The organism is Fluviirhizobium alvei (assembly GCF_030551875.1).
GTDB classification, from domain to species: domain Bacteria; phylum Pseudomonadota; class Alphaproteobacteria; order Rhizobiales; family Rhizobiaceae; genus Rhizobium_E; species Rhizobium_E alvei.
The window spans coordinates 1-19826 of sequence record NZ_JAUOZU010000002.1 but is presented as its reverse complement, the minus strand read 5'-3'; the positions used below and the strand labels follow the sequence as shown (position 1 = coordinate 19826).

General features: G+C 61.7%; 19 protein-coding genes. 7 read left to right on the top strand and 12 right to left on the bottom strand.

Features of this window, described 5'->3' with window-relative positions; translation table 11 throughout:
• Positions 1 to 2 precede the first annotated feature (2 nt).
• The 6 genes from kce to mhpA all read right to left on the bottom strand — a co-directional run bounded on the left by kce (position 3) and on the right by mhpA (position 6937).
• Entirely contained in the window at positions 3 to 929 is a 927-nt protein-coding gene (kce, locus tag Q4481_RS02930; RefSeq protein WP_304374788.1) for a 3,5-dioxohexanoate:acetyl-CoA acetone transferase, read from the bottom strand.
• Positions 930 to 960: 31 nt separating this feature from the next.
• Entirely contained in the window at positions 961 to 1827 is an 867-nt protein-coding gene (locus Q4481_RS02925; RefSeq protein ID WP_304374787.1) for a fumarylacetoacetate hydrolase family protein, read from the bottom strand.
• Positions 1828 to 1865: 38 nt separating this feature from the next.
• Positions 1866 to 2765, bottom strand: coding sequence for a VOC family protein (locus Q4481_RS02920; protein WP_304374786.1), 900 nt, complete (start codon positions 2763 to 2765; stop codon positions 1866 to 1868).
• Positions 2766 to 2806: 41 nt separating this feature from the next.
• Positions 2807 to 3829 (bottom strand): NADPH-dependent curcumin/dihydrocurcumin reductase, encoded by a 1023-nt coding sequence (curA, locus tag Q4481_RS02915; protein ID WP_304374785.1) that lies wholly within the window; start codon positions 3827 to 3829, stop codon positions 2807 to 2809.
• 172 nt (positions 3830 to 4001) lie between these two features.
• Positions 4002 to 5282, bottom strand: coding sequence for an ABC transporter substrate-binding protein (locus tag Q4481_RS02910; RefSeq protein ID WP_304374784.1), 1281 nt, complete (start codon positions 5280 to 5282; stop codon positions 4002 to 4004).
• 26 nt (positions 5283 to 5308) lie between these two features.
• The gene (gene mhpA, locus Q4481_RS02905) at positions 5309 to 6937 is read right to left on the bottom strand and encodes a bifunctional 3-(3-hydroxy-phenyl)propionate/3-hydroxycinnamic acid hydroxylase MhpA (protein ID WP_304374783.1); all 1629 of its coding nucleotides are present in this window, start codon (positions 6935 to 6937) and stop codon (positions 5309 to 5311) included.
• A 131-nt stretch (positions 6938 to 7068) separates the two neighbouring features.
• On the opposite strand from mhpA, the gene Q4481_RS02900 reads away from it, so the two are divergent.
• The 7 genes from Q4481_RS02900 to arsA all read left to right on the top strand — a co-directional run bounded on the left by Q4481_RS02900 (position 7069) and on the right by arsA (position 13909).
• Positions 7069 to 7818 (top strand): ABC transporter ATP-binding protein, encoded by a 750-nt coding sequence (locus Q4481_RS02900; RefSeq protein WP_304374782.1) that lies wholly within the window; start codon positions 7069 to 7071, stop codon positions 7816 to 7818.
• On the top strand, positions 7811 to 8515 hold the full coding sequence (locus Q4481_RS02895) for an ABC transporter ATP-binding protein (RefSeq protein WP_304374781.1): 705 nt from the start codon (positions 7811 to 7813) through the stop codon (positions 8513 to 8515). The genes Q4481_RS02900 and Q4481_RS02895 overlap by 8 nt, the downstream gene beginning before the upstream one ends.
• 4 nt (positions 8516 to 8519) lie before the next feature.
• Complete coding sequence (locus tag Q4481_RS02890; protein ID WP_304374780.1) at positions 8520 to 9380, top strand: branched-chain amino acid ABC transporter permease; 861 nt, start codon at positions 8520 to 8522, stop codon at positions 9378 to 9380.
• A gap of 2 nt (positions 9381 to 9382) precedes the next feature.
• A complete protein-coding gene (locus Q4481_RS02885; RefSeq protein ID WP_304374779.1) occupies positions 9383 to 10357 on the top strand; it encodes a branched-chain amino acid ABC transporter permease in 975 nt (324 codons plus the stop codon).
• A 102-nt stretch (positions 10358 to 10459) separates the two neighbouring features.
• Positions 10460 to 11161, top strand: a complete 702-nt coding sequence (locus Q4481_RS02880; RefSeq protein WP_304374778.1) for a GntR family transcriptional regulator — start codon at positions 10460 to 10462, stop codon at positions 11159 to 11161.
• A gap of 142 nt (positions 11162 to 11303) precedes the next feature.
• Entirely contained in the window at positions 11304 to 12050 is a 747-nt protein-coding gene (locus Q4481_RS02875; protein WP_304374777.1) for a sulfite exporter TauE/SafE family protein, read from the top strand.
• A gap of 83 nt (positions 12051 to 12133) precedes the next feature.
• A complete protein-coding gene (arsA, locus tag Q4481_RS02870; protein ID WP_304374776.1) occupies positions 12134 to 13909 on the top strand; it encodes an arsenical pump-driving ATPase in 1776 nt (591 codons plus the stop codon).
• Between the two features lie 16 nt (positions 13910 to 13925).
• Here the strand turns inward: arsA and arsH are convergent, their stop codons facing one another.
• The 6 genes from arsH to Q4481_RS02840 all read right to left on the bottom strand — a co-directional run.
• Positions 13926 to 14651, bottom strand: coding sequence for an arsenical resistance protein ArsH (gene arsH, locus Q4481_RS02865; RefSeq protein WP_304374775.1), 726 nt, complete (start codon positions 14649 to 14651; stop codon positions 13926 to 13928).
• Positions 14626 to 15051, bottom strand: a complete 426-nt coding sequence (gene arsC, locus Q4481_RS02860) for an arsenate reductase (glutaredoxin) (protein WP_304374774.1) — start codon at positions 15049 to 15051, stop codon at positions 14626 to 14628. Before arsC ends, arsH begins: the two co-directional genes overlap by 26 nt.
• Before the next feature lie 2 nt (positions 15052 to 15053).
• Positions 15054 to 16121, bottom strand: coding sequence for an ACR3 family arsenite efflux transporter (arsB, locus tag Q4481_RS02855; RefSeq protein WP_304374773.1), 1068 nt, complete (start codon positions 16119 to 16121; stop codon positions 15054 to 15056).
• 1 nt (position 16122) lies between these two features.
• Entirely contained in the window at positions 16123 to 16647 is a 525-nt protein-coding gene (locus Q4481_RS02850) for an arsenate reductase ArsC (RefSeq protein WP_304374772.1), read from the bottom strand.
• 9 nt (positions 16648 to 16656) lie between these two features.
• Complete coding sequence (locus tag Q4481_RS02845; protein WP_304374771.1) at positions 16657 to 17019, bottom strand: ArsR/SmtB family transcription factor; 363 nt, start codon at positions 17017 to 17019, stop codon at positions 16657 to 16659.
• 114 nt (positions 17020 to 17133) lie between these two features.
• Positions 17134 to 19826, bottom strand: a 2693-nt coding sequence (locus Q4481_RS02840; RefSeq protein ID WP_304374770.1) for an Ig-like domain-containing protein, incomplete at its 5' end; no start/stop codon positions are given.

Below are 19826 nucleotides of genomic sequence, written 5' to 3'. Positions count from 1 at the left end.
GCTCAGAACTTCACGAGATCCGGCCCCTTGGTGCCCAGCATCGCGCGGGCCTCGTCGGGCGTTGCGATCTCGAGGCTGAGCTCTTCCAGGATCCGGCGGATCTTGGATACCTGATCGGCATTGGATGGCGCAAGCTGGCCCTTGCCGAGATAGAGATTGTCCTCAAGCCCAACGCGGACATTCCCGCCGAGAATAGCGCCCATGGTGATGAGCGGAAACTGATGACGCCCGGCGCCCAGCACCGACAGGCGGTAATCCTTGCCAAACAGGCGATCGGCGGTCGACTTCATGAACATCAGGTTTTCCGGATCCGGCCCGATAGCGCCGAGAATGCCGAAAATGCACTGGACGAAGAAGGGCGGCTTGACGAGGCCAAGATCGGCAAAATGGGCCAGGTTGTAGAGATGACCGACATCGTAACACTCGAATTCGAAGCGCGTGCCCTTGTCGCCGAGGCTGCGCATGCCCTTCTCGATCTGGGTGAAGGTGTTGGAGAGAATGAGATCCTTCGAGGCTTCGAGATATTGCCGCTCCCAGGGCTGGCTGGGCTCCTTGAGAGCGCGGGCCGCACCGGAAATGTTGAAGTTGAAGGAGCCCATGTTCATCGAGGCCACTTCGGGCTCGAGCTGGAGCGCCGGCGCCAGCCGCTCGTCGATCGACATGCCCATGCCGCCGCCGGTGGTGATGTTGAGAATGGCGTTGGTCTGCTGCTTGATCCGCGGCAGAAACTCCATGAAGCGGGCCGGAGACTGGTCCGGTCTGCCGGTGTCGGGATGACGCGCATGCAGGTGGATGACGGCCGCCCCGGCCTCGGCCGCTTCGATGGAAGCGGCCGTGATCTGGTCTGCCGTCACCGGCAGATGCGGCGACATGGAGGGCGTGTGAATGCTACCCGTGATGGCACAGGTGATGATGACTTTATCAGCCATGGAGTGATTTCCCTTCAGCCAAACGGCAGGATCAGGCTTCGGCGACGACCCGGTTTTCGATGACGCCGATTTCCTCGATTTCGCAGCGAACCACATCGCCCGCCTTGAGGAAGCGCGGCGGCTTGAAGGCGAGGCCGACACCGCCCGGCGTGCCGGTATAGATGACATCGCCCGGCTTCAGCGTCATGGCCGTCGACAGTTCGGCGATCTGGTCCCAGACCTTGAAGATCAGATGCTTGGTGTTGGAGTTCTGGCGAAGCTCGCCATTGACGTAGCACTTGATGGCGAGACGGTGCGGATCGCCGATCTCGTCGGCGGTGACGATGGCCGGGCCGAACGGCGCATGGGTGTCGAACGACTTGCCGAGCATCCACTGGGCGGTCTTCATCTGCCAGTCGCGCACGCTGACATCATTGCCGACCGCATAGCCGAACACATGCTTGGCGGCATCTTCGCGGGAAATATGACGACCGCCCTTCCCGATGATCGCGACCATTTCCACTTCGTAGTCGAGCTTGTCGGAAGCCTTCGGGACCTGGATATCGCCGTTCGGCGCATTGACCGAACTCGGCTGCTTGCAGAACCAGACCTGTTCGGTGGGGATCGTCAGGCCGCTGCCGCGGGCCTCCTCGACATGGTCGGCATAGTTGAGGCCGATCGCCAGGATCTTTTCCGGATTTTCGACCGGCGCAAGGAGCTGGACGGAAGCAAGCGGAATCGATGCCGTCGAGGCGGTCGCGCCCGCCAGTTCAGGCGCGATACGATCCCAGTCGGCGATCACGGAACGCATATCCTGCGGCGCATCCTTCACCAGTGCCGAAAGCGGAATGACCTTGTCGCCGGCAAGGATGCCGACCTGGCCGGCTGCGCCGCCGACCGAGAAACGTACTACATGCATTTGGGAGTCCTTCTCTGGAATGTCTGGATAGGATGGGCTCAACCCATGGCGAGGTTGAAGGCGTAATCGGTTTCCCAGGCGCTCAGCTCGGTCAGCTTCCATTCGCGCGGACGCATGGGGAAATGTTCGTGCCAGGGACGCGGCTCGCACATGTCGAGCTCGGGGATATAGACGTCCATGTCGGTATAGAGTTCGATCAGAACCTGATCCGGATCGTAGTGGTAGCCGGCGAGATTGTGGCCAGCCGTATGGCGGCCCGGGCCCCATTTCACCGGGACGCCGTGTTCGCGCAGCGTATCGCAGGCCATGGCGTGCGAGGCATTGCCCTTGAGCTGGAAGGCGATGTGGTGGACGCGGTTGTCGGGAATATTCATGACATTGACGACATGATGCTCGCGATTGCAGGTCAGGAAGTTGGCGATGCCGGCGATCGTGTCGGTAAAGGCAAAGCCGAGGAAATCGCGATAGAAATCCATCAGCTTTTCGCCATCCGACGAGGCCACGGCAATATGGCCGAGGCGCAAGGGCGAAACGCCGGTCTTCTTGAAGCCCGGTGCGGGTGCGGCGATCTCGTTATAGAACTGGAAGATGCTGTGGCCGGGCGCCTCGACTTCAACCAGCTTATGAATGCCGGGCTGGCTGTCGGTCTTGATGCTTGCGGTCAAACCCCGCGCCTGGGCATCCTTCAGGATATCGGTAACGTCGAATTCGGGCTTCAGCTGAAAACCGAGATGGGCGAGCGCCTTCTTGTCGGCCTTGCGCAGCACAATATTGTGATGGTCAAAGCCGATCGACAGATAGCGTTCGCCATCATGGCCGACATCGGTCTGGGTCATGCCGATGGTTTCGGCATAGTGGTGGCGCGTCTTTTCGATGTCCGCCGATTCCAGCGCGATATAGCCGAGCTGAAAGACTTTCGGTTCAAACTTCTTCTGCATATGTTCCTCCCATTGCAGTCAAATGATCCGCAGCGCTTCCGTCAGGGTTCCGAGACCTTGACGACAAGCTTGCCGAAATTGTCTCCCCGGAAGAGGCCGAGAAAGGCCTCCGGGGCATTCTCAAGTCCATGCACGATCTGCTCGCGATAGCGCAGCCTGCCCTCGCGCAGCCATTGCCCCACCCGCGTGCGGAATTCCGGCGCCAGCGCCATCAGATCGTCATCGCTGTAGATGAAACCGCGGATGCTGAGCCGCTTGACGAGCACCGTCGACAGAAGCGCCTGCATCGAACCGGTACCGTCGGCGCCGGGCTGGTTGCGATCCACTGCGATGGTGCCGCAGACAAGGATGCGGGCCTGGGCATTGACGAGCGGCAGCACGGTCTCGAACACCCGGCCGCCGACATTGTCGTAATAGATATCGATGCCGGACGGGCAGGCTTTGGCAAGTTCGTCCGAAAACTGTGGCGAACGATGATCCACCGCCGCATCAAAGCCGAGTTCATCGGTGAGAAAACGGCATTTCTCGGGACCGCCGGCGATACCGACCACCCGGCAACCCAGGATCTCCGCCACCTGACCGACCACGGAACCGACGGCCCCCGACGCCGCGGAAACGACCAACGTTTCGCCGGCGCGCGGCTGTCCGTGGCGCATCAGTGCCGTATAGCCGGTCTGGCCCGGCATGCCGAGAATACCGAGCGCGGTGGACACCGGCGCCAGATCGGGATCGATCCGCCGCAAGCCGGCTCCATCGGAGAGCGCGAACTCCTGCCAGCCATGACCGCTTTCGACATAATCACCAACCCGGAAATCGGGATGGTTCGACATTGCCACGATGCTGACGGTGGAACCCACCATCGGCTCGCCGAGCGCAGCGCTGGCGGCATAATTACCACCATCATACATGCGGGCTCGCATATAGGGATCAAGCGAAAGATAGAGCGTGCGCAAAAGGATTTCACCGGCAACAGGCGCACGGAGTTCGACCGTCCTTAGCGCGAAATTGTCGACTGCCGGTCCCTTGACCGGCCGGGAAACGAGCTGGATCTGACGGTTCAGCATAAAAACGAATCCTCCCCTTCCCTCGATCCCAGATGCCCGGGAAAAGCCGATCTTCGGCTTCTCCGATGCTTCTTTTCTAGGAACATAAAATCCATTTGTCTAGATAAAATATATTTTATTTCCGGAGAAAGACCGGACCCGTCCGGTCTTTCCTTCGCTTGCTCTCAGCGCATCAAAGTGCTGCGAACGGCTTCTGCACCTTGATGTCTGGCGCATATTTGTTTTCGGCAACCTTGATCTCGAACGGCCATTTCTCGCCCTTGACCCACTGCCCGCCGACGACCGGCGTCTGCGAGGCATTCGGCACCGGCCCCGTCTTCCAGTTCACCGGACCGACGAGCGTCGTGATGTTGGTTGCCTTGACCGCATCCATGATCGCGCCGGGATCGGTGGGATCGGCCGAGCGCTTGAGCACATCGAACGCCACTTCGAGAAGCGCGTGCTTGTAGCCCATCGGCTGGATCCACTGCTTGCCGGTTGCCTTTTCGAAACCACCGGCAATATCGGCCGAACTCTGGCCGGTCAGCGTCGAGGGGAACGGGTGATCGGGCGACCACCAGACTTCCGACGACAGGCCGACACCGTGATCGCCCAGGGCCGCAACGGCATCGGAGAACAGCAACGCCTTGGCGATTGTTGCCGCCTTCGGCTTGAAACCCTGCTGGGCCGCCTGCAGCCAGAAGGTGGTCCAGTCCGGCGGCAGGAAGACGCCGGTGAGGATATCGACGCCGGCATCCTTCATCTTCGAGATCTGGGCCGAATAATCATCCGAGAGCGGCTCGAACAGGCCACCATCGACCACCTCGTAACCCGCCTTGCGCAGCATGGCGGCCATGCCGGTTTCCGGATTGGACTGGGCGACGCCGTCGCTGTCGTTGGAAAGCAGCAGTCCGACCTTCTTGTTGGTCTCGATCTGGCTCCAGAGCGACGAATAGCTGTCGACGATCTGCGCCGCGCCCCAAAAGAAATGGTAGGTCCAGTTGAAGCCGACGGCAGGATCGCCACCACGGGCGAAGAAGAAGGCATCCCAGGGCGTATCGGTGGAAATGCTCGGCACTTCATTGGTCTCGCACTGGTCGGCCACCGGCAGCACAGTGTCGGCCGTCGAGGAGGACAGCATGAGATGCACATTGTCCTTCAGGATCAGCTGCGAGGCCACTTCGGCGGCGCGATTGGGGTTCGACTGTGTATCGCGCCGGATGATCTTGATCGAATAATGGGTGCCGTTGATATCGAGACCCTTGTCGATGATGCTCTGGACACCCTGCATGATATAGTCGTCAGCAGAGCCGAACGCGGCCACCGGCCCGCTGGTCGGACTGATCCAGCCGATGCGGATTTCATTTTCTCCGGCAAAGCCCCGGCGCGGCAGGATCACGGGTGCTGCAAGCGCAGCCGCCCCCGTCCCGAGAACCCGTCGCCGGGTCCAGGTGGAATTCAGTATCCGTGTCATGCTTTCTCCTCCTCTGGTGCCGGGACCTATTGGGCCGCGGCTTTTTTCGGGGCTCCCTCCCGGAGCAACCCCAACTCCCTCGCCTGGCGACCCAGTTCGGCCACGACCTCCTCCAGTCGCGACTTGTCGCCTGCTCCACCGAAGACATAGAAATCCGGTCGGACCAGCATTGCCGCGACGTTGCGTGCTCGCATCCAGGGCAGAAGCTGCCCCTGAACGTCGGCATAGTGCTCATCGCTGGCTGCGGTCTTGGCCGCCACATTGACGACATTCACACCGAGCGCGCCGAGCACGTCCCAGGTCGCAGCCGAAAATGTTTTCGGATCGATCGTGTCATCGATGACAAGCATGAAACCATCCGGCACCAGGGCATCGAGCCTGCCGGTGCGACCGCGATGGCGAACCACGCCGTGCGGTGCCAGTTCGCCGGCCGGTGCCTTGAGGCTTCCATCCGCGGCCTTATCGAGCATGCCGCCGACGAGCGACGGGAAATCGGCAGGCGGCGGCGCATTGCCGGACAGGAACATCTCGTCGCGCTGGGCAGCCGCCGCCTCATCGGGAATGCAGATGATCGATCCCAGGAAGATCGAGGCATCGATCACATCGGAGACATGCGGCCGCCGTTCCAACTGGTAGGTGTCGAGGATCGTGTCGTCGGCGGTGCCACGCAGCACCGGATCGAGCTTCCAGGCGAGGTTCCAGATATCGCGCATGCCGGCGCACATGCCCTGTCCCATGAAGGGCGGCATGAGATGGGCGGCATCGCCGGCGAGAAGCACACGACCGCGGCGCCATTCGTCGGCGACCAGCGAGCGGAACGTATAGACGGCATGGCGGACCAGTTCGCCCTGTTCCGGCTTGATCCAGTCGCCCAGGAGTTCCTCGACCTTGGCGCGATCGTTCATTTCCTCGCGCGTTTCATGCGGCAACCGCATGAATTCCCAGCGCCGGCAGACACGCCCCTCATCGTCATGGCCGCCCGGTACGATCGTGGTCGGTCGCTTGGGATTGCAATACTGGCCACATTCGACCAGGCCGAGATCGCGGGCGGTTAATCCGTCATTAAGCGCGAAATCCACCACCAGCCAATCGGCCTCGAAACCCTTGTCTGTGCGGGTGATGCCGAGACTTTCGCGAACGAAGCTGTTGGCACCATCGATGCCGAGCAGATAACGACTGCGATATCGCTTCGTCTCGCCGGTTCCGCTGTCACGAATGGCAACGGTGACGCCGTCGTCATCCTGTTCGAGACCAATTGCTTCCGACCGCAAATGCAGATCGATGTTCGGCGTCTGCTTCACCGCAACACAGAGCGCGCGCTCGAAGCTCGGCTGGTGGACGAACTTGACGCCCTCGGTGCCGGAGACCGAAGCGCCGGTCCAGTCGATCGCCAGCAATTCCTTCCACTCAGCATTGAACCAGCGATAAATTGGTGAAGGCTCGGTGACCTTGCGGGTCAAATCCTCGAGACCGATCGCCGCCAGCATACGGTAGACCTCATGGTCGATGCAGACGGCACGCGGCAGCGGATAGACTTCATGGTGACGCTCGAAGATGCCGACCTTCCATCCCTGGCGCGCAAACAGAAGCGCGGCCACCTTGCTGACCGGACCATAACCAATCTGAATAATATCGTAATCGTAATTCTGCGGCATCGAAGCCTCCTCCCAACCTCTTGACCGAGCGGGACTGTGGCACATGTTTTTCAGTCGCACAAGAAAAAATGTATTATTTCCTTGAGTATGTATTTTTTCTCGGTTAGGCTTTGAAAATATGGGAGGAACCAATGACCGACAGCGCTTATGCACTTTCGGCCGACGGGCTATGCAAATCATTCGGAGCCGTCAAAGTGGCGCAGGACGTTTCGTTCCGCGTGGCCACCGGCGATGCGCTCGGAATCATCGGCCCGAACGGCGCAGGCAAGACCACACTCTTCAACCTGATCACCGGCACCTTGAAAGCCGACAGCGGCACGATCAGCCTCTATGGCAAGGACATCACAAGCATCGATGCGCGCAGCCGCTGCCATATGGGGGTGGCGCGCAGTTTCCAGGTGCCGCAACCTTTTTCCGGCCTGACAGCCTATGAAAATGTGTTGATCGCCGCCGCCTTCGGCCGTCAGGTCAGCGAACATGCCGCCAGACCGCACGCAGCCGAAGCGATCGACCGCTGCGGCCTGGGGCCGAAGTCGGACGTGATTGCCGGCGGCCTGACCCTGCTCGACCGCAAAAGGCTGGAATTGGCCCGCGCGCTTGCCACTGGCCCGCGCCTGCTGCTGCTCGACGAGATTGCCGGCGGCCTCACGGAAGCGGAATGCCGCGATCTCGTGGCTCTCATCCGCGAGATACGCGCCGCCGGCGTCACCATCATCTGGATCGAGCATGTGCTGCATGCCCTGCTCTCGGTGGTCGACAGCGTGATGGTGCTCGATTTCGGTCAGCTGATCGCCCAGGGCGATCCGGACATGATCATGAAGAACCCGCAGGTTGCCGCCATCTATCTCGGTCTCGATACGACGGAGGAAGCCCATGGCTGAGCCGCTTCTTGCTATCAACAACATGTCGTCCGGCTACGGTGATTTCCAGGCGCTTTTCGGCGTCAACCTGTCGGTGCCGGAGAAATCCATTCTCGGCCTCGTGGGCGCCAATGGCGCCGGCAAATCCACTCTCTTCAAGGCCATTCTCGGATTGTTGCCGCGCGAGCGCGACATGGTGATGTTCCGGGGCCAGCCGATCGGCGATCTCACGCCCGAACGCCTACCGAAGATCGGCATCGTCATGGTGCCGGAAGGCCGGCGCCTGTTCCGCTCGCTGTCGGTGGAGGAAAATCTGCGCATTGCCGCCGATCACGGACGCCGCGGCGAATGGACGATCGATCGGGTTTTCGAGCTGTTTCCGATTCTCGGCGAGCGCCGTAACCAGGCGGCAACGCAGCTTTCCGGCGGCCAGCAGCAGATGGTGGCGATCGGACGCGCGCTCGTCGCCAATCCTGCCGTGATCCTGTTCGACGAGATTTCGCTCGGGCTCGCCCCGGTGGTGGTCAACGATGTCTATGCGGCTCTTCCGGCCATCGTCGACAGCGGCATCTCCGCCGTGCTCGTCGAACAGGATGTCGACCGGGTGCGCAAGCTTGCGGGGTCGCTCGTCTGCATGCGCGAGGGACGGGTCGTGCTGTCAGGTCCTGCCGATGCATTCAGCAAGGCCGAGCTCATTGCCGCCTATTTTGGGGAGTGAAATCATGAATCTCATCGATGCGGCGATCCAGGGGATCCTGCTTGGCGGTCTCTACGCCCTCTTCGCGGCTGGTTTGAGCCTGATCTTCGGCGTCATGCGGCTGGTCAACATCGCGCATGGCGATTTCATCGTGCTTGCCGCCTATGTCGCGCTCGTCGTGGTTCAGGCGACCGGCCTGCACCCGTTCGCGGCTGTTATCATCGTCGCACCGGTGATGGCCGGCATCGGCTACCTGCTGCAAAGGTTCGTCATCAACCGCACGCTCGGGCCGGACCTGTTGCCGCCCATTCTCGTAACGTTCGGCTTTGCCGTCATCATCCAGAACAGCCTGCTCGGGCTTTTCTCCAACGATGCCCGTCGACTGAGTGCCGGTGCGATCGAAACCATGAGCGTTTCGGCCGGTAGCCTCGCGGTCGGCCTGCTGCCGCTTTTGACCTTTGCGGTGGCGGTGGTGGTGATCGGCCTGCTCGAACTGGTCTTCTTCCGCACTGCGATCGGCCGCGCTTTCCGGGCGACGTCGGATGACCCCGAAACCGCGCGCTCTATCGGCGTCAGCACCCGTCATGTCGCGGCTTTAGCGATGGCGCTCTCCTTTGCGGTGATCGCAGTTGCCGGCATCCTCTTGGCCGCGCGCTCGAACTTCGATCCCTTCGCCGGGCCGGCGCGCCTCATCTTCGGCTTCGAGGCCGTCATCATCGGCGGGCTTGGCAATCTCTGGGGCACGCTCGCCGGCGGCATCGTTCTCGGTGTGGCGCAGACATTCGGCGCCCAGATCTCACCTGCCTTCCAGATCCTCGCTGGTCATCTCGTCTTTTTCGCGGTGCTGGCTTTCCGCCCCCGCGGCCTCTTTCCCCGGATGGACTGAACATGTCGAAACCCGCTTTGCGCGTTACCCTTGGCCTGATCGTCATCGCAGCCATTCTCGCCTCCGCCCCGCTCTGGGCCGGACGGTCCGATCTGCGGCTGATCGGCGAAATCATGAGCTATCTGGCCCTGGCCGTGCTTTGGAACCTGCTCGCCGGCTATGCCGGACTGGTTTCCACCGGCCAGCAGGCCTTCGTCGGTCTCGGTGGCTATACGCTTTTCATCTGCGTGATCTGGCTCGGCCTGCCGCCGATAGCCTCGATCGCCATTGCAGCCATTGCCGGCGGGCTGGTGGGCTGGCTGTTTGCACCGCTGCTCTTCCGGCTCGAAGGCGCCTATTTCGCCATCGGCACCTGGGTGGCGGCAGAGACCGTGTCGCTGGTATTCGGCGCCATCCCGTCGTTGGGCGCAGGCGCTGGCATGTCGCTGCCGACCAGCGCAATCCGCAGCATTGCCGCAAGCCGCGATGGCCGCGAGATCGTCGTCTATCTGCTGCTCGTCTTCCTCGGGCTCGGCATTCTGGCTGGCACCTATGCGCTCATCCGCTCCAAGGCAGGCCTGGCGCTGATGGCGCTGCGCGACAACGGGTTGGCGGCGGCCTCCGTCGGCGTCGATATCTGGCGGACGCGGCTCTGGACCTATATCGCGGTTTCGGCCGCGACAGGGGCGATCGGCGCCGTCATATTTCTACAGAAAGTGCGGATTTCGCCCGATGCTGCCTTTTCGATGACCGACTGGACCGTCATCATCGTCTTCATCGTGGTGATCGGTGGCATCGGCCGACTGGAAGGCGCGATCGTCGGCACGCTGGTCTATTTCTTCCTGCGCGAGCTTCTTTCGGATTATGGCACGATCTATCTCATCGTGCTCGGCCTGGTCGCGATTCTCGTCATGACCTTTTCCCGCACGGGACTGTGGGGATTGGTGGAGCAGAAGCTCGGCTGGTCGTTGATGCCGACAAGACGAAGGCGCAGCTGATTTGCAAATACGAGTTGCGGCCCGGATGCGATAAACGTGAACATTCGACCAAAGAAGCGAAAAAATATATTTATCTGAGGAATGGAAGGATATAGTGAAGCCATGACCGAGGATACCATGCACAAGAGCCGCACCGAGCGAACCTATAACCTTCTGCGCGATGCAATCGTGCACGCCCATTATGCGCCAGGCGAAAAGCTCAGGATCGACCATATCGCCAAGACGATGGAGGCGAGCCTGGGCGCGGTGCGCGAAGCCCTGTCGCGCCTCACGGCCGAAGGGCTGGTGGTGGCCGAACCGCAGAAGGGCTTCGTCGTGGCGCCGATCTCGCGCCAGGATCTGCTCGACATGACGGAAGTGCGCATCGAGATCGAATGTCGCTGTCTCGAGGATACGATCCGGCGCGCCGATCTCGAATGGGAGGGGCGGATCATCGCGCTTCAGCATCGTCTTAAAGTGCTGGCCGGGCGCTCGATGGCAGATGGCGGCCTGTTTTCCGATCAATGGCACATGGCCCATACGCTGTTCCATGACGAACTGACGGCATCCTGCGGCAACATGTGGTGGCTGCGGCTGCGCCGCCAGTTATTCACTCAATCGGAACGGTATCGCCGACTGTCAGGCCCTCTCGACGAAACCGGCCGAGATGTCACAGCCGAACATGATGCCATTGCGGCTGCAGCCATTGCCCGCGATATCGACACGGCGCGCACTGCCATGGCAGAGCATCTGCGGCGTACGACGACGATTCTCCTGCAATCGTCGCTACCGTTCGAGGACAAGCCCATTCCGGTCGACGCATGACAATCGAGAGATACTGGCGAACGGGCAAACTCATGTTATGAAACGGTCGGTCCACATCAATCTTGCTGACCTGACCGAACGCCCCTGACCCTCAACGATCCGCACCGGTGAAGCCGGTCCCCCAAGCCGAAAGATCGATCCCGTGCCGGAGCATTTTCTTATCATCGCGCTCGCTGCCCTCATTGTCGGACTGGCCAAGGGCGGCCTTGCAACAGCCGGTACGCTCGCCGTGCCGATGCTGACCTTCTGGTATGATCCGCTGACGGCGGCCTCGCTCCTTCTGCCGGTGTTCCTGATTTCGGATGCAGTCGGGGTCTGGGTCTATCGGCGCGAGTTTTCGGCCCGCAACATCGCGATCCTGGCGCCATCGGCCCTGTTCGGCGTTCTGGTGGCGAGCCTCCTTTCCGAACATGTTCCTTCCTGGGTGATCGTGATTGCGACCGGCATCATCGGTATCGCCTATTGCCTCACGGCCTGGATCGGTCGCCATGAGGCCGCCGAACCGCGACAGCCCAACCTTGCCTTCGGCCTTTTCATGGGTGTTCTGACCGGCATCACCAGCTTCATCGCCCATTCGGGCGCGCCACCCTTCCAGGCCTATGTGCTGCCGCAGAAACTGCCGAAGATGGTATTTGCCGGTACGACGACCATCACCTTTGCGATCGTCAATCTGTCGAAGCTGCCGGCCTATTACACGCTCGGCCTGATGGATGATCTCAATGTGACGACGGCGCTCGTGCTCTGCGCGATTGCGGTCGGCGGCACCTTTCTCGGCCGCTACATTTCGCGCGTGCTGCCGGATGTGATTTACCGGCGGGTGATCATGGTGCTCCTGTTCCTGATCTCGATCCAGCTCGTCATCCAGGGCGGATACGAAGCCACGCTCTGATTGTCCGAAAACAGCATCCGAATTGCGTTCGATCAAGGAATCTGGTTCCGATCCGCCTAAGGTCTGTCTGACAGGAGACCGACATGATCAAGACCCAGATGCTGACCGAACCGACCCGCTACCTGTTCTTCACCGGCAAGGGCGGCGTCGGCAAGACCTCGCTCAGTTGTGCGAGCGCGATTGCGCTTTGCGATCAGGGCAAGCGGGTGCTGCTCGTCAGCACCGATCCGGCCTCCAATCTCGACGAGATGCTGGCGACGCCGCTCTCCGACGAGCCCGTGGCGGTTGCGAATGTGCCCGGCCTGTTCGCCATGAACATCGACCCGGAAGCCGCTGCCGAGGATTACCGGATCCGCGTTCTCGACCAGATGGGTCCTGCCGCCACCGAGGACGAGAAGAAGACAGTGCGGGAACAGCTCTCCGGCGCCTGCACCACCGAGATTGCCGCCTTCGACGCCTTTGTCGGACTGCTGGCCGATGCGATGCCGGAATTCGACCATATCATTTTCGATACGGCCCCCACCGGCCATACGCTGCGGCTTCTGAGCCTGCCCAAGGCCTGGACGGGGTTTCTCGAAGGCAATGATCGAGGCGCCTCCTGCCTCGGGCCCCATTCAGGGCTCAAGATGCAGGAGGACCGGTTTCGCGCTGCCCTCACCTGCCTCGGCGATGAACAGCGCACGAAAATCGTGCTGGTGACGCGGCCGGATCGCGGAGCCTTGCGCGAGGCCGCGCGCACATCGCGCGAACTGACAGCGCTCGGGCTTGAAAACCAGATGCTCGCGATCAATGGTCGTTTTCACCCGGTCGGATCGGGAGATGTGATCGCTACAGGTCTTGAGCGCAGCCAGGCCGCAGCGCTTGCGGAGATGCCGGCGGAGATTGCGCGGCTGAGCCGCGACGAGTTCCCGCTGCTCGGCTTCGACATGGTCGGGCTTGCAGCCCTGCGCGCGCTCTTTGCGCCACCGGCGACAGCCAGCGACGTTACTGTCATTCCGGAGAGTGTCTGGCCGGATCTGCCGGGCTTCGCAGCGCTCGTCGACGATATCGCCGCCGGCGGCAAGGGACTGGTGATGGTGATGGGCAAGGGCGGCGTCGGCAAGACGACCGTCGCCGCAGCAATCGCGATCGGTCTCGTCGAACGCGGCCATGCCGTGCATCTCACCACCACCGATCCCGCGGCCCATCTCACCTTCGTGGTCGACGGATCGCTCCAGAACCTGACGGTGGACCGGATCGATCCGGCGGCGGAAACGAAGCGCTACATTGAAAAGATCATGGCTTCGCGTGGCCGCGATCTCGATGAGGATGGCAAGGCTTTGCTGCGGGAAGATCTCGAATCGCCCTGCACCGAGGAAGTCGCAGTCTTCCACGCCTTCTCCCGCATCGTGGCGGAAGCGCGCGATGCCTTCGTGATCATCGACACGGCGCCGACCGGGCATACGCTGCTGCTGCTCGATGCAACGGGGGCCTACCATCGCCAGATGACGGCGCAGATGGAGCCGACCCATGCCGGCCGCATGATCACGCCGCTGATGCGGCTGCAGAACCCGGACTATACCAAGGTGGTTCTGGTGGCCTTGCCGGAGACGACGCCGGTCTCAGAAGCCGCCGCCCTGCAGGAGGATCTCCGGCGCGCCAAGATCGAGCCCTATGGCTGGGTGATCAACCGCGCCATGTCGGCCAGTGGCACGGGCGATCCGCTGCTTCTGTCGCGCATTGCCGGCGAAAGGGCACAGATCGACCGTGTTCGCGACAAGCTCGCGCGCCGCACCTATCTCTTGCCCTTCAAGGCCGAGCCACCGGTCGGGATCGCGGCCCTGAAGGCGCTCTCGAGCGCTCCGGACCGGAAGGACTGATCCTCCCGCCCCGGCCTCAGATCGATTTCAGTTTCATCCGCGCTTCGAGCTTTTCCGCGTCTTCCTTGCGTTCGGAATAACGGTCGGTGAGATAGGACGAGCAGTCGCGGGTCAGAAGGGTGAACTTGATCAGTTCCTCGCAGACATCGACAACGCGCTCGTAATAGGAGGATGGTTTCATACGGCCATCGCCGTCGAACTCCTGCCAGGCCTTGGCGACCGAGGACTGGTTGGGGATGGTGATCATCCGCATCCAGCGGCCGAGAAGCCGCAGCGTATTGACCGCATTGAAGCTCTGCGAGCCGCCCGAAACCTGCATGACGGCGAGCGTCTTGCCCTGGGTCGGGCGGATGGCGCCGATCGACAGCGGAATCCAGTCGATCTGCGCCTTCATGATGCCGGTGATAGCGCCATGCCGTTCCGGACTGACCCAGACCTGGCCCTCGGACCATTCCGACAGTGCCCGCAACTCCTCGACCTTTGGATGGTTGACCGGCGCATCATCAGGCAAAGGCAGGCCGGACGGATTGAAGAAACGCACCTCGGCGCCGAAATGGGTCAGCAGGCGGCCTGCCTCTTCGGCGAGCAGCCGGCTGTAGGAGACCGGGCGCACCGAACCGTAGAGGATGAGGATGCGCGGCGGATGGGTGGAGGCAACCGGGCGCAGGGCCGCGGGATCGGGCTGCCGGAGATGGCGGAGGTCGGCGGCGGGGAGATCAGACAAGGCGCTTGCCTCCTTCACCGAGGACTGCCTCGCCATCCTCCTTGACGAAGGGAGCCGAAAACGCGTCGGCCGGGAGGATATCGAGCACGGCTTCCGAGGGGCGGCAAAGCCGCGTCCCCATCGGCGTGATCACGAACGGCCGGTTGATGAGGATCGGCTCCGTCAGCATCGCATCAAGCAGTTGCTCGTCGCCGAGCGAAGGATCGCCGAGGCCGAGCGCTTCATAGGGCGTACCCTTTTCGCGGATCGCCTGGCGCACCGTAAGCCCGGCATCGCGGATCATGGTGGCCAGCTGCTCCCGGGACGGCGGGTCCTTGAGATATTCGATCACCGTGGGCTCAAGGCCGGCATGGCGGATGAGCGCCAGCGTGTTGCGGGAAGTGCCGCAGGCGGGATTGTGGTAGATCGTCACGTCCATGGTCAATGTTCCCTGCTCGGATTGTGGTTGAGGTTGCGGCGGACGGCAGGCGCGCTTTCGTACCAGCCCTTGGTATTGTTGACGATCCAGACCACCGACAGCATGACCGGCACTTCGATCAGTACGCCGACGACGGTGGCAAGAGCCGCACCGGAATGGAAGCCGAACAGCGAAATGGCGGCGGCGACCGCCAGCTCGAAGAAGTTCGAGGCCCCGATCAGCGCCGAGGGTCCGGCCACGCAATGTTCCTCACCCGACCAGCGATTGAGCAGATAGGCGATGCCCGAATTGAAATAGACCTGGATGAGGATCGGCACTGCCAGCAGCGCGATCACGCCGGGTTGGGCGATGATGGCCTCTCCCTGGAAACCGAACAGCAGCACCAGCGTGGCAAGGAGCGACAGGAGCGACAGCGGCTGCAGGCGCGACAGCAACGCATCGAGCCGTGAAGTGCTTCCATCCGCCATCAGCAACCGGCGCAGCACCTGCGCGACGATGACCGGGATGACGATATAGAGCACCACCGACAGGATCAGCGTATCCCACGGAACGGTGATCGCCGACAGGCCGAGCAGCAGGGCGACGATCGGCGCAAAGGCCACGACCATGATCGCATCGTTGAGCGCCACCTGCGAGAGCGTGAAATGCGGTTCGCCCTTGGTCAGGTTCGACCAGACGAACACCATGGCGGTACAGGGGGCGGCGGCCAGAATGATGAGGCCGGCAATGTAGCTGTCGATCTGCGCTTCCGGCAGCAGCGGCCGGAAAAGCCAGCCGATGAACAGCCAGCCGAGCAGCGCCATCGAGAAGGGCTTGACCGCCCAGTTGACGATGAGCGTTACACCGATGCCGCGCCAGTGGCGGCCGACCTGGCCGAGAGCCGCGAAATCGATCTTGAGCAGCATCGGGATGATCATCAGCCAGATCAGCATCGCGACCGGCAGATTGACGCGCGCGACTTCCATGGCACCCACCGCCTGGAACAGGTCGGGCAGGAAATGGCCGAGTGCGATGCCGACGATGATACAGAGGCCGACCCAGATCGTGAGATAGCGTTCGAAGGTCGACATGTCAGGCGCCCTTTCCGCTGGAACCGGTCGCGCCTTCCATGGCGCCGATCTGGCGGAGCTTGCTTTCGAGCGCCAGCTTGTCGATCGAGGCGATCGGCAGGCTGACGAAGGCCATGATGCGGTTCTTGAGAAAACGGGCGGCCTGCGAGAAGGCGCGCTCCTTCTCGAATTCCGGCCCATCGACGGCGGCGGGATCTTCGACACCCCAATGGGCCGTCATCGGATGGCCGATCCAGACCGGACAGGTTTCGCCGGCGGCATTGTCGCAGACCGTGAAGATGAAATCGAAGGCGGGCGCACCTTCGACAGCGAATTCGTCCCAGCTCTTGGAGCGGAACCCGTTATCCGGATAGCCGAGTGCTGCGAGCGTCTTGAGCGCCAGCGGATGCACCTCACCCTTGGGATGGCTGCCGGCCGAATAGGCACGGAAGCGCCCCTCCCCCTCCTTCGACAGGATGGATTCGGCGAGAATGGAACGAGCGGAATTGCCCGTGCAGAGGAACAGCACGTTGTAAATCTTGGTCATGGCGGTCTTTCAGGTTCGGTCGGTGGCACCCTCTTTGGGAGGGCAACAGGGGGTAAGATCGGCAATCAGAGGCACGCAAAGCGCGGCGTTGCCGCCGCAGCAATTCTGCAGGAGATAGAGCATGACCGAGCGGAAACCTTCGAGATCGGCCCTGTAAATGATCGATCGGCTCTGGCGTTCGCCGATCACCATGCCAGCATTGGCCATGATCGAAAGATGCGTCGACATGGTGTTCTGCGGCACGCCGATCAGCCGGGCCAATTCGCCCGCTGGCACGCCTTCGGGTTCGCGCTCGACCAGAAGCCGGAAGGTCTGCAGCCTTGTCGGCTGCGCAAGGGCGGCCAGTGCCGCTATCGTTTTGCTCTCATCCATATATCCAGAATAACCGATATATTGAGCGAGTCAAGGCACGTTCGGAGAAATCCCGGGACCGGGGTGGGGGGGGGGGCCCCCCCCCCCCCCCCCCCCCCCCCCCACCCCGGATGATCAGATCAGGAAATCATCGACCTTCAGCTCGGCAACGCTGACGCCCTCGATCGTCAACGAACTCACCACCTTGCCTCCTGCCTCGAAGCTGATGACGACATCGGAGCCGCTGTCATGGGCGTAAGTGGTCATCAGGTCGCTGAAGTTCTTGATCTTGCTCGCCGAGAGATCGATGACATCACCGCCGTTGACATCGAAATCCACGATTTTGTCGGCGTCGTTGAGCTTGCCGGTGAAGATGAACGTATCCTTGCCGGTGCCGCCGGCAAGACTGTCGTTGCCCGCCCGGCCATCGAGCTTGTCATTGCCGGCGAGACCGGAAATGGTGTCGGCGCCCGCGGTTCCGATGAGCGTATCGGCGCCCTTCTTGCCCGTGATCGTGTCGACAACATCGGTGACATTGAAGATCAGGTGATTGATCTTGCTGGAAGCAAGCCCATTGTCATCCACGACCTTGAAGCCGATGTCACCGACGCCGGTGCCGAAGGCATCCTTGAGCGGCTTCCAGACCAACTGGCCGAGATCCTTGGCCGCGATACTGGCCCCGAGCGCCACTTCCTTGCCTTTGAAGGTCAGCGTGCCATCGCCATCGAGCGTGCTGATCTTGACGGCGCCGAGGCTGTCGCCATCGATATCGGCAAAGCCAAAAGCGGACTTGTTCATCTTGTAGCCGCTGTCTTCCTTAATGGTGAGGGTCTTGTCGGCCCCGGTCGGCGCATCGTTGACCGCCGTGACATCCATGGTCAGCTTGTAGGTCGACGACGACATGTTGCCCGAGGAATCCTCGACCTTGAAGCCGATACTGGCGACATTCTTGCCATTGGCATTGGCGGGCGGGGTCCAGACGAGTTCGTCGAGATCGGCCGCGGCAATGACATCATTCTTTTGAACGGCCTGACCGGCGAAGGTGAGCTTGCCCTTGGTCGGCAGGCTGGTGATGACGATGGAGGATAGCGTGTCGCCATCATTGTCACTGAAGGTGATGAGCGATTTCGCAAAGGAAAAATCGGTATCCTCCTTGGCCGTCACGGTCTTGTTCTTGCCGGTCGGGTCGGAGCTGAAAGAGGTCTTGCCAGCGCTGTTGAAGCGCTGCATGTAAACGCCCTCACCATCACCATCCTGGCCATAACTGCTCCAGGTCACGACCCAGCCGCCATCGTTCAAGGCCGAAACGGAGGGCGTATCCTGATCGGCATCGGTGGTGGTGTTGATGCGGGTTTCGTCGCCGACAGCAGCGCCATTCTTGTTATAGAGCTGCTGATAGACGCCGTACTGGCCGCCGTCGTGGTCGGAACTCGACCAGGTCACCACCCAGCCGCCGCTCTTCAGTGCCGTGACACTCGGTTCGAACTGAATGCCGGTGACGAATGTGTTCACCTGGGTTTCCGAACCGACGGTGGCGCCCGAACTGTTGTAGCGCTGCTGGAAAATGCCGAAGGCGTCGCCATCCTTGTTGGGATCATACCAGGTCACGACCCAGCCACCATCGGCAAGTCCGGTGATCGATGGCGTGCCCTGATCGCCTGCGGTGGTGGAGTTCACCAGCGTTTCCGAACCCACTGCCGTGCCGGCACTGTTGTAGCGCTGCTGGTAGATGCCATACTCGCTGCCGTTGCCGCCAGAGCCTTCCCAGGCCACAACCCAGCCGCCATCCTTAAGCGCGGTTATGGTCGACGCCACCTGGTTGCCCGACACCCAGCCATTGACCAGGGTTTCGCCATCGCTCGCGACACCGCCACTGGTGAACCGTTGCTGGTAGATATTCATGTCGCCGCCATGAAGGCTTTCCCAGGCGACGACCCAGCCACCATCGTCGAGCGCAGTCACGACCGGATTGCGCTGGGCGGATGTGGCAGTGGTGTTGACCAGGATCTCGCCGGCGGCATCTGCGTTACCATCGGCGTCGTAGCGCTGCTGGACAATGCCATAGCTGGATCCGTCCGGACCGGCGCTCTGCCAGGTCACGACCCAGCCGCCGCCGGAGAGGGCTGTGATCGACGGTGCGAGCTGTTCGGAAACGGTATAGGAATTGACCTGCACCTCGCCGCCGATCTTCACACCCTTGGCACTGTAATGCTGCTGGTAGATGCCGTTGCCATCGCCATCCTGGTCGGCGCTCTGCCAGGTCACGACATAACTTCCATCCGAAAGCGTGGTCACCTGCGCGGCTGTCTGGTTGCCAGCCGTTGCGCTGTTGACACGGGTTTCTGCATAGACCGTCAGATCATCGACGGCATCGACATCGAAGGTGATGGTATAGGCCGATTTCGACGTGGTGCCGTAGCTGTCGGTGACGGTGAATTTCAGGCTGTCGAGGCCTTTGCCATTGGCATTGGCGTCCGGCGTCCAGACCAGCTTGCGGATGTCGCTGGCGGCGATCACATCATTCTTTTCCACCGCCACGCCATCAAGCACAAGCGTGCCGCTCGATGGCAGGCTGGTGATGGTGATCGATTCCAGCTTGTCGCCATCGGCATCGGTAAAGCCGAAATCCGCCTTCTCGAAACTGTAGGATGTATCTTCGTCAAGGCTGACGGTGGCATTGGCACCCTCGGGTGCGAAGTCTGAAATCTTGTCGCCGTTCTTGCTGAAGCGTTGCTGATAGATGCCATTGCTCGAACCATCCTGCCCCTTGCTTTGCCAGGTCACCAGCCAGCCGCCATCGTCGAGCGCTGTCACGCGCGCATTTGACT

Coding starts and splice junctions, on each gene's coding strand:
- Q4481_RS02850 (WP_304374772.1), bottom strand. CDS start 16,647: ATGACCAAGATTTACAACGTGCTGTTCCTCTGCACGGGCAATTCCGCT.
- kce (WP_304374788.1), bottom strand. CDS start 929: ATGGCTGATAAAGTCATCATCACCTGTGCCATCACGGGTAGCATTCAC.
- mhpA (WP_304374783.1), bottom strand. CDS start 6,937: ATGCCGCAGAATTACGATTACGATATTATTCAGATTGGTTATGGTCCG.
- Q4481_RS02900 (WP_304374782.1), top strand. CDS start 7,069: ATGACCGACAGCGCTTATGCACTTTCGGCCGACGGGCTATGCAAATCA.
- arsA (WP_304374776.1), top strand. CDS start 12,134: ATGATCAAGACCCAGATGCTGACCGAACCGACCCGCTACCTGTTCTTC.
- Q4481_RS02895 (WP_304374781.1), top strand. CDS start 7,811: ATGGCTGAGCCGCTTCTTGCTATCAACAACATGTCGTCCGGCTACGGT.
- Q4481_RS02890 (WP_304374780.1), top strand. CDS start 8,520: ATGAATCTCATCGATGCGGCGATCCAGGGGATCCTGCTTGGCGGTCTC.
- curA (WP_304374785.1), bottom strand. CDS start 3,829: ATGCTGAACCGTCAGATCCAGCTCGTTTCCCGGCCGGTCAAGGGACCG.
- arsC (WP_304374774.1), bottom strand. CDS start 15,051: ATGGACGTGACGATCTACCACAATCCCGCCTGCGGCACTTCCCGCAAC.
- Q4481_RS02880 (WP_304374778.1), top strand. CDS start 10,460: ATGACCGAGGATACCATGCACAAGAGCCGCACCGAGCGAACCTATAAC.
- Q4481_RS02925 (WP_304374787.1), bottom strand. CDS start 1,827: ATGCATGTAGTACGTTTCTCGGTCGGCGGCGCAGCCGGCCAGGTCGGC.
- Q4481_RS02885 (WP_304374779.1), top strand. CDS start 9,383: ATGTCGAAACCCGCTTTGCGCGTTACCCTTGGCCTGATCGTCATCGCA.
- Q4481_RS02845 (WP_304374771.1), bottom strand. CDS start 17,019: ATGGATGAGAGCAAAACGATAGCGGCACTGGCCGCCCTTGCGCAGCCG.
- arsB (WP_304374773.1), bottom strand. CDS start 16,121: ATGTCGACCTTCGAACGCTATCTCACGATCTGGGTCGGCCTCTGTATC.
- Q4481_RS02920 (WP_304374786.1), bottom strand. CDS start 2,765: ATGCAGAAGAAGTTTGAACCGAAAGTCTTTCAGCTCGGCTATATCGCG.
- Q4481_RS02910 (WP_304374784.1), bottom strand. CDS start 5,282: ATGACACGGATACTGAATTCCACCTGGACCCGGCGACGGGTTCTCGGG.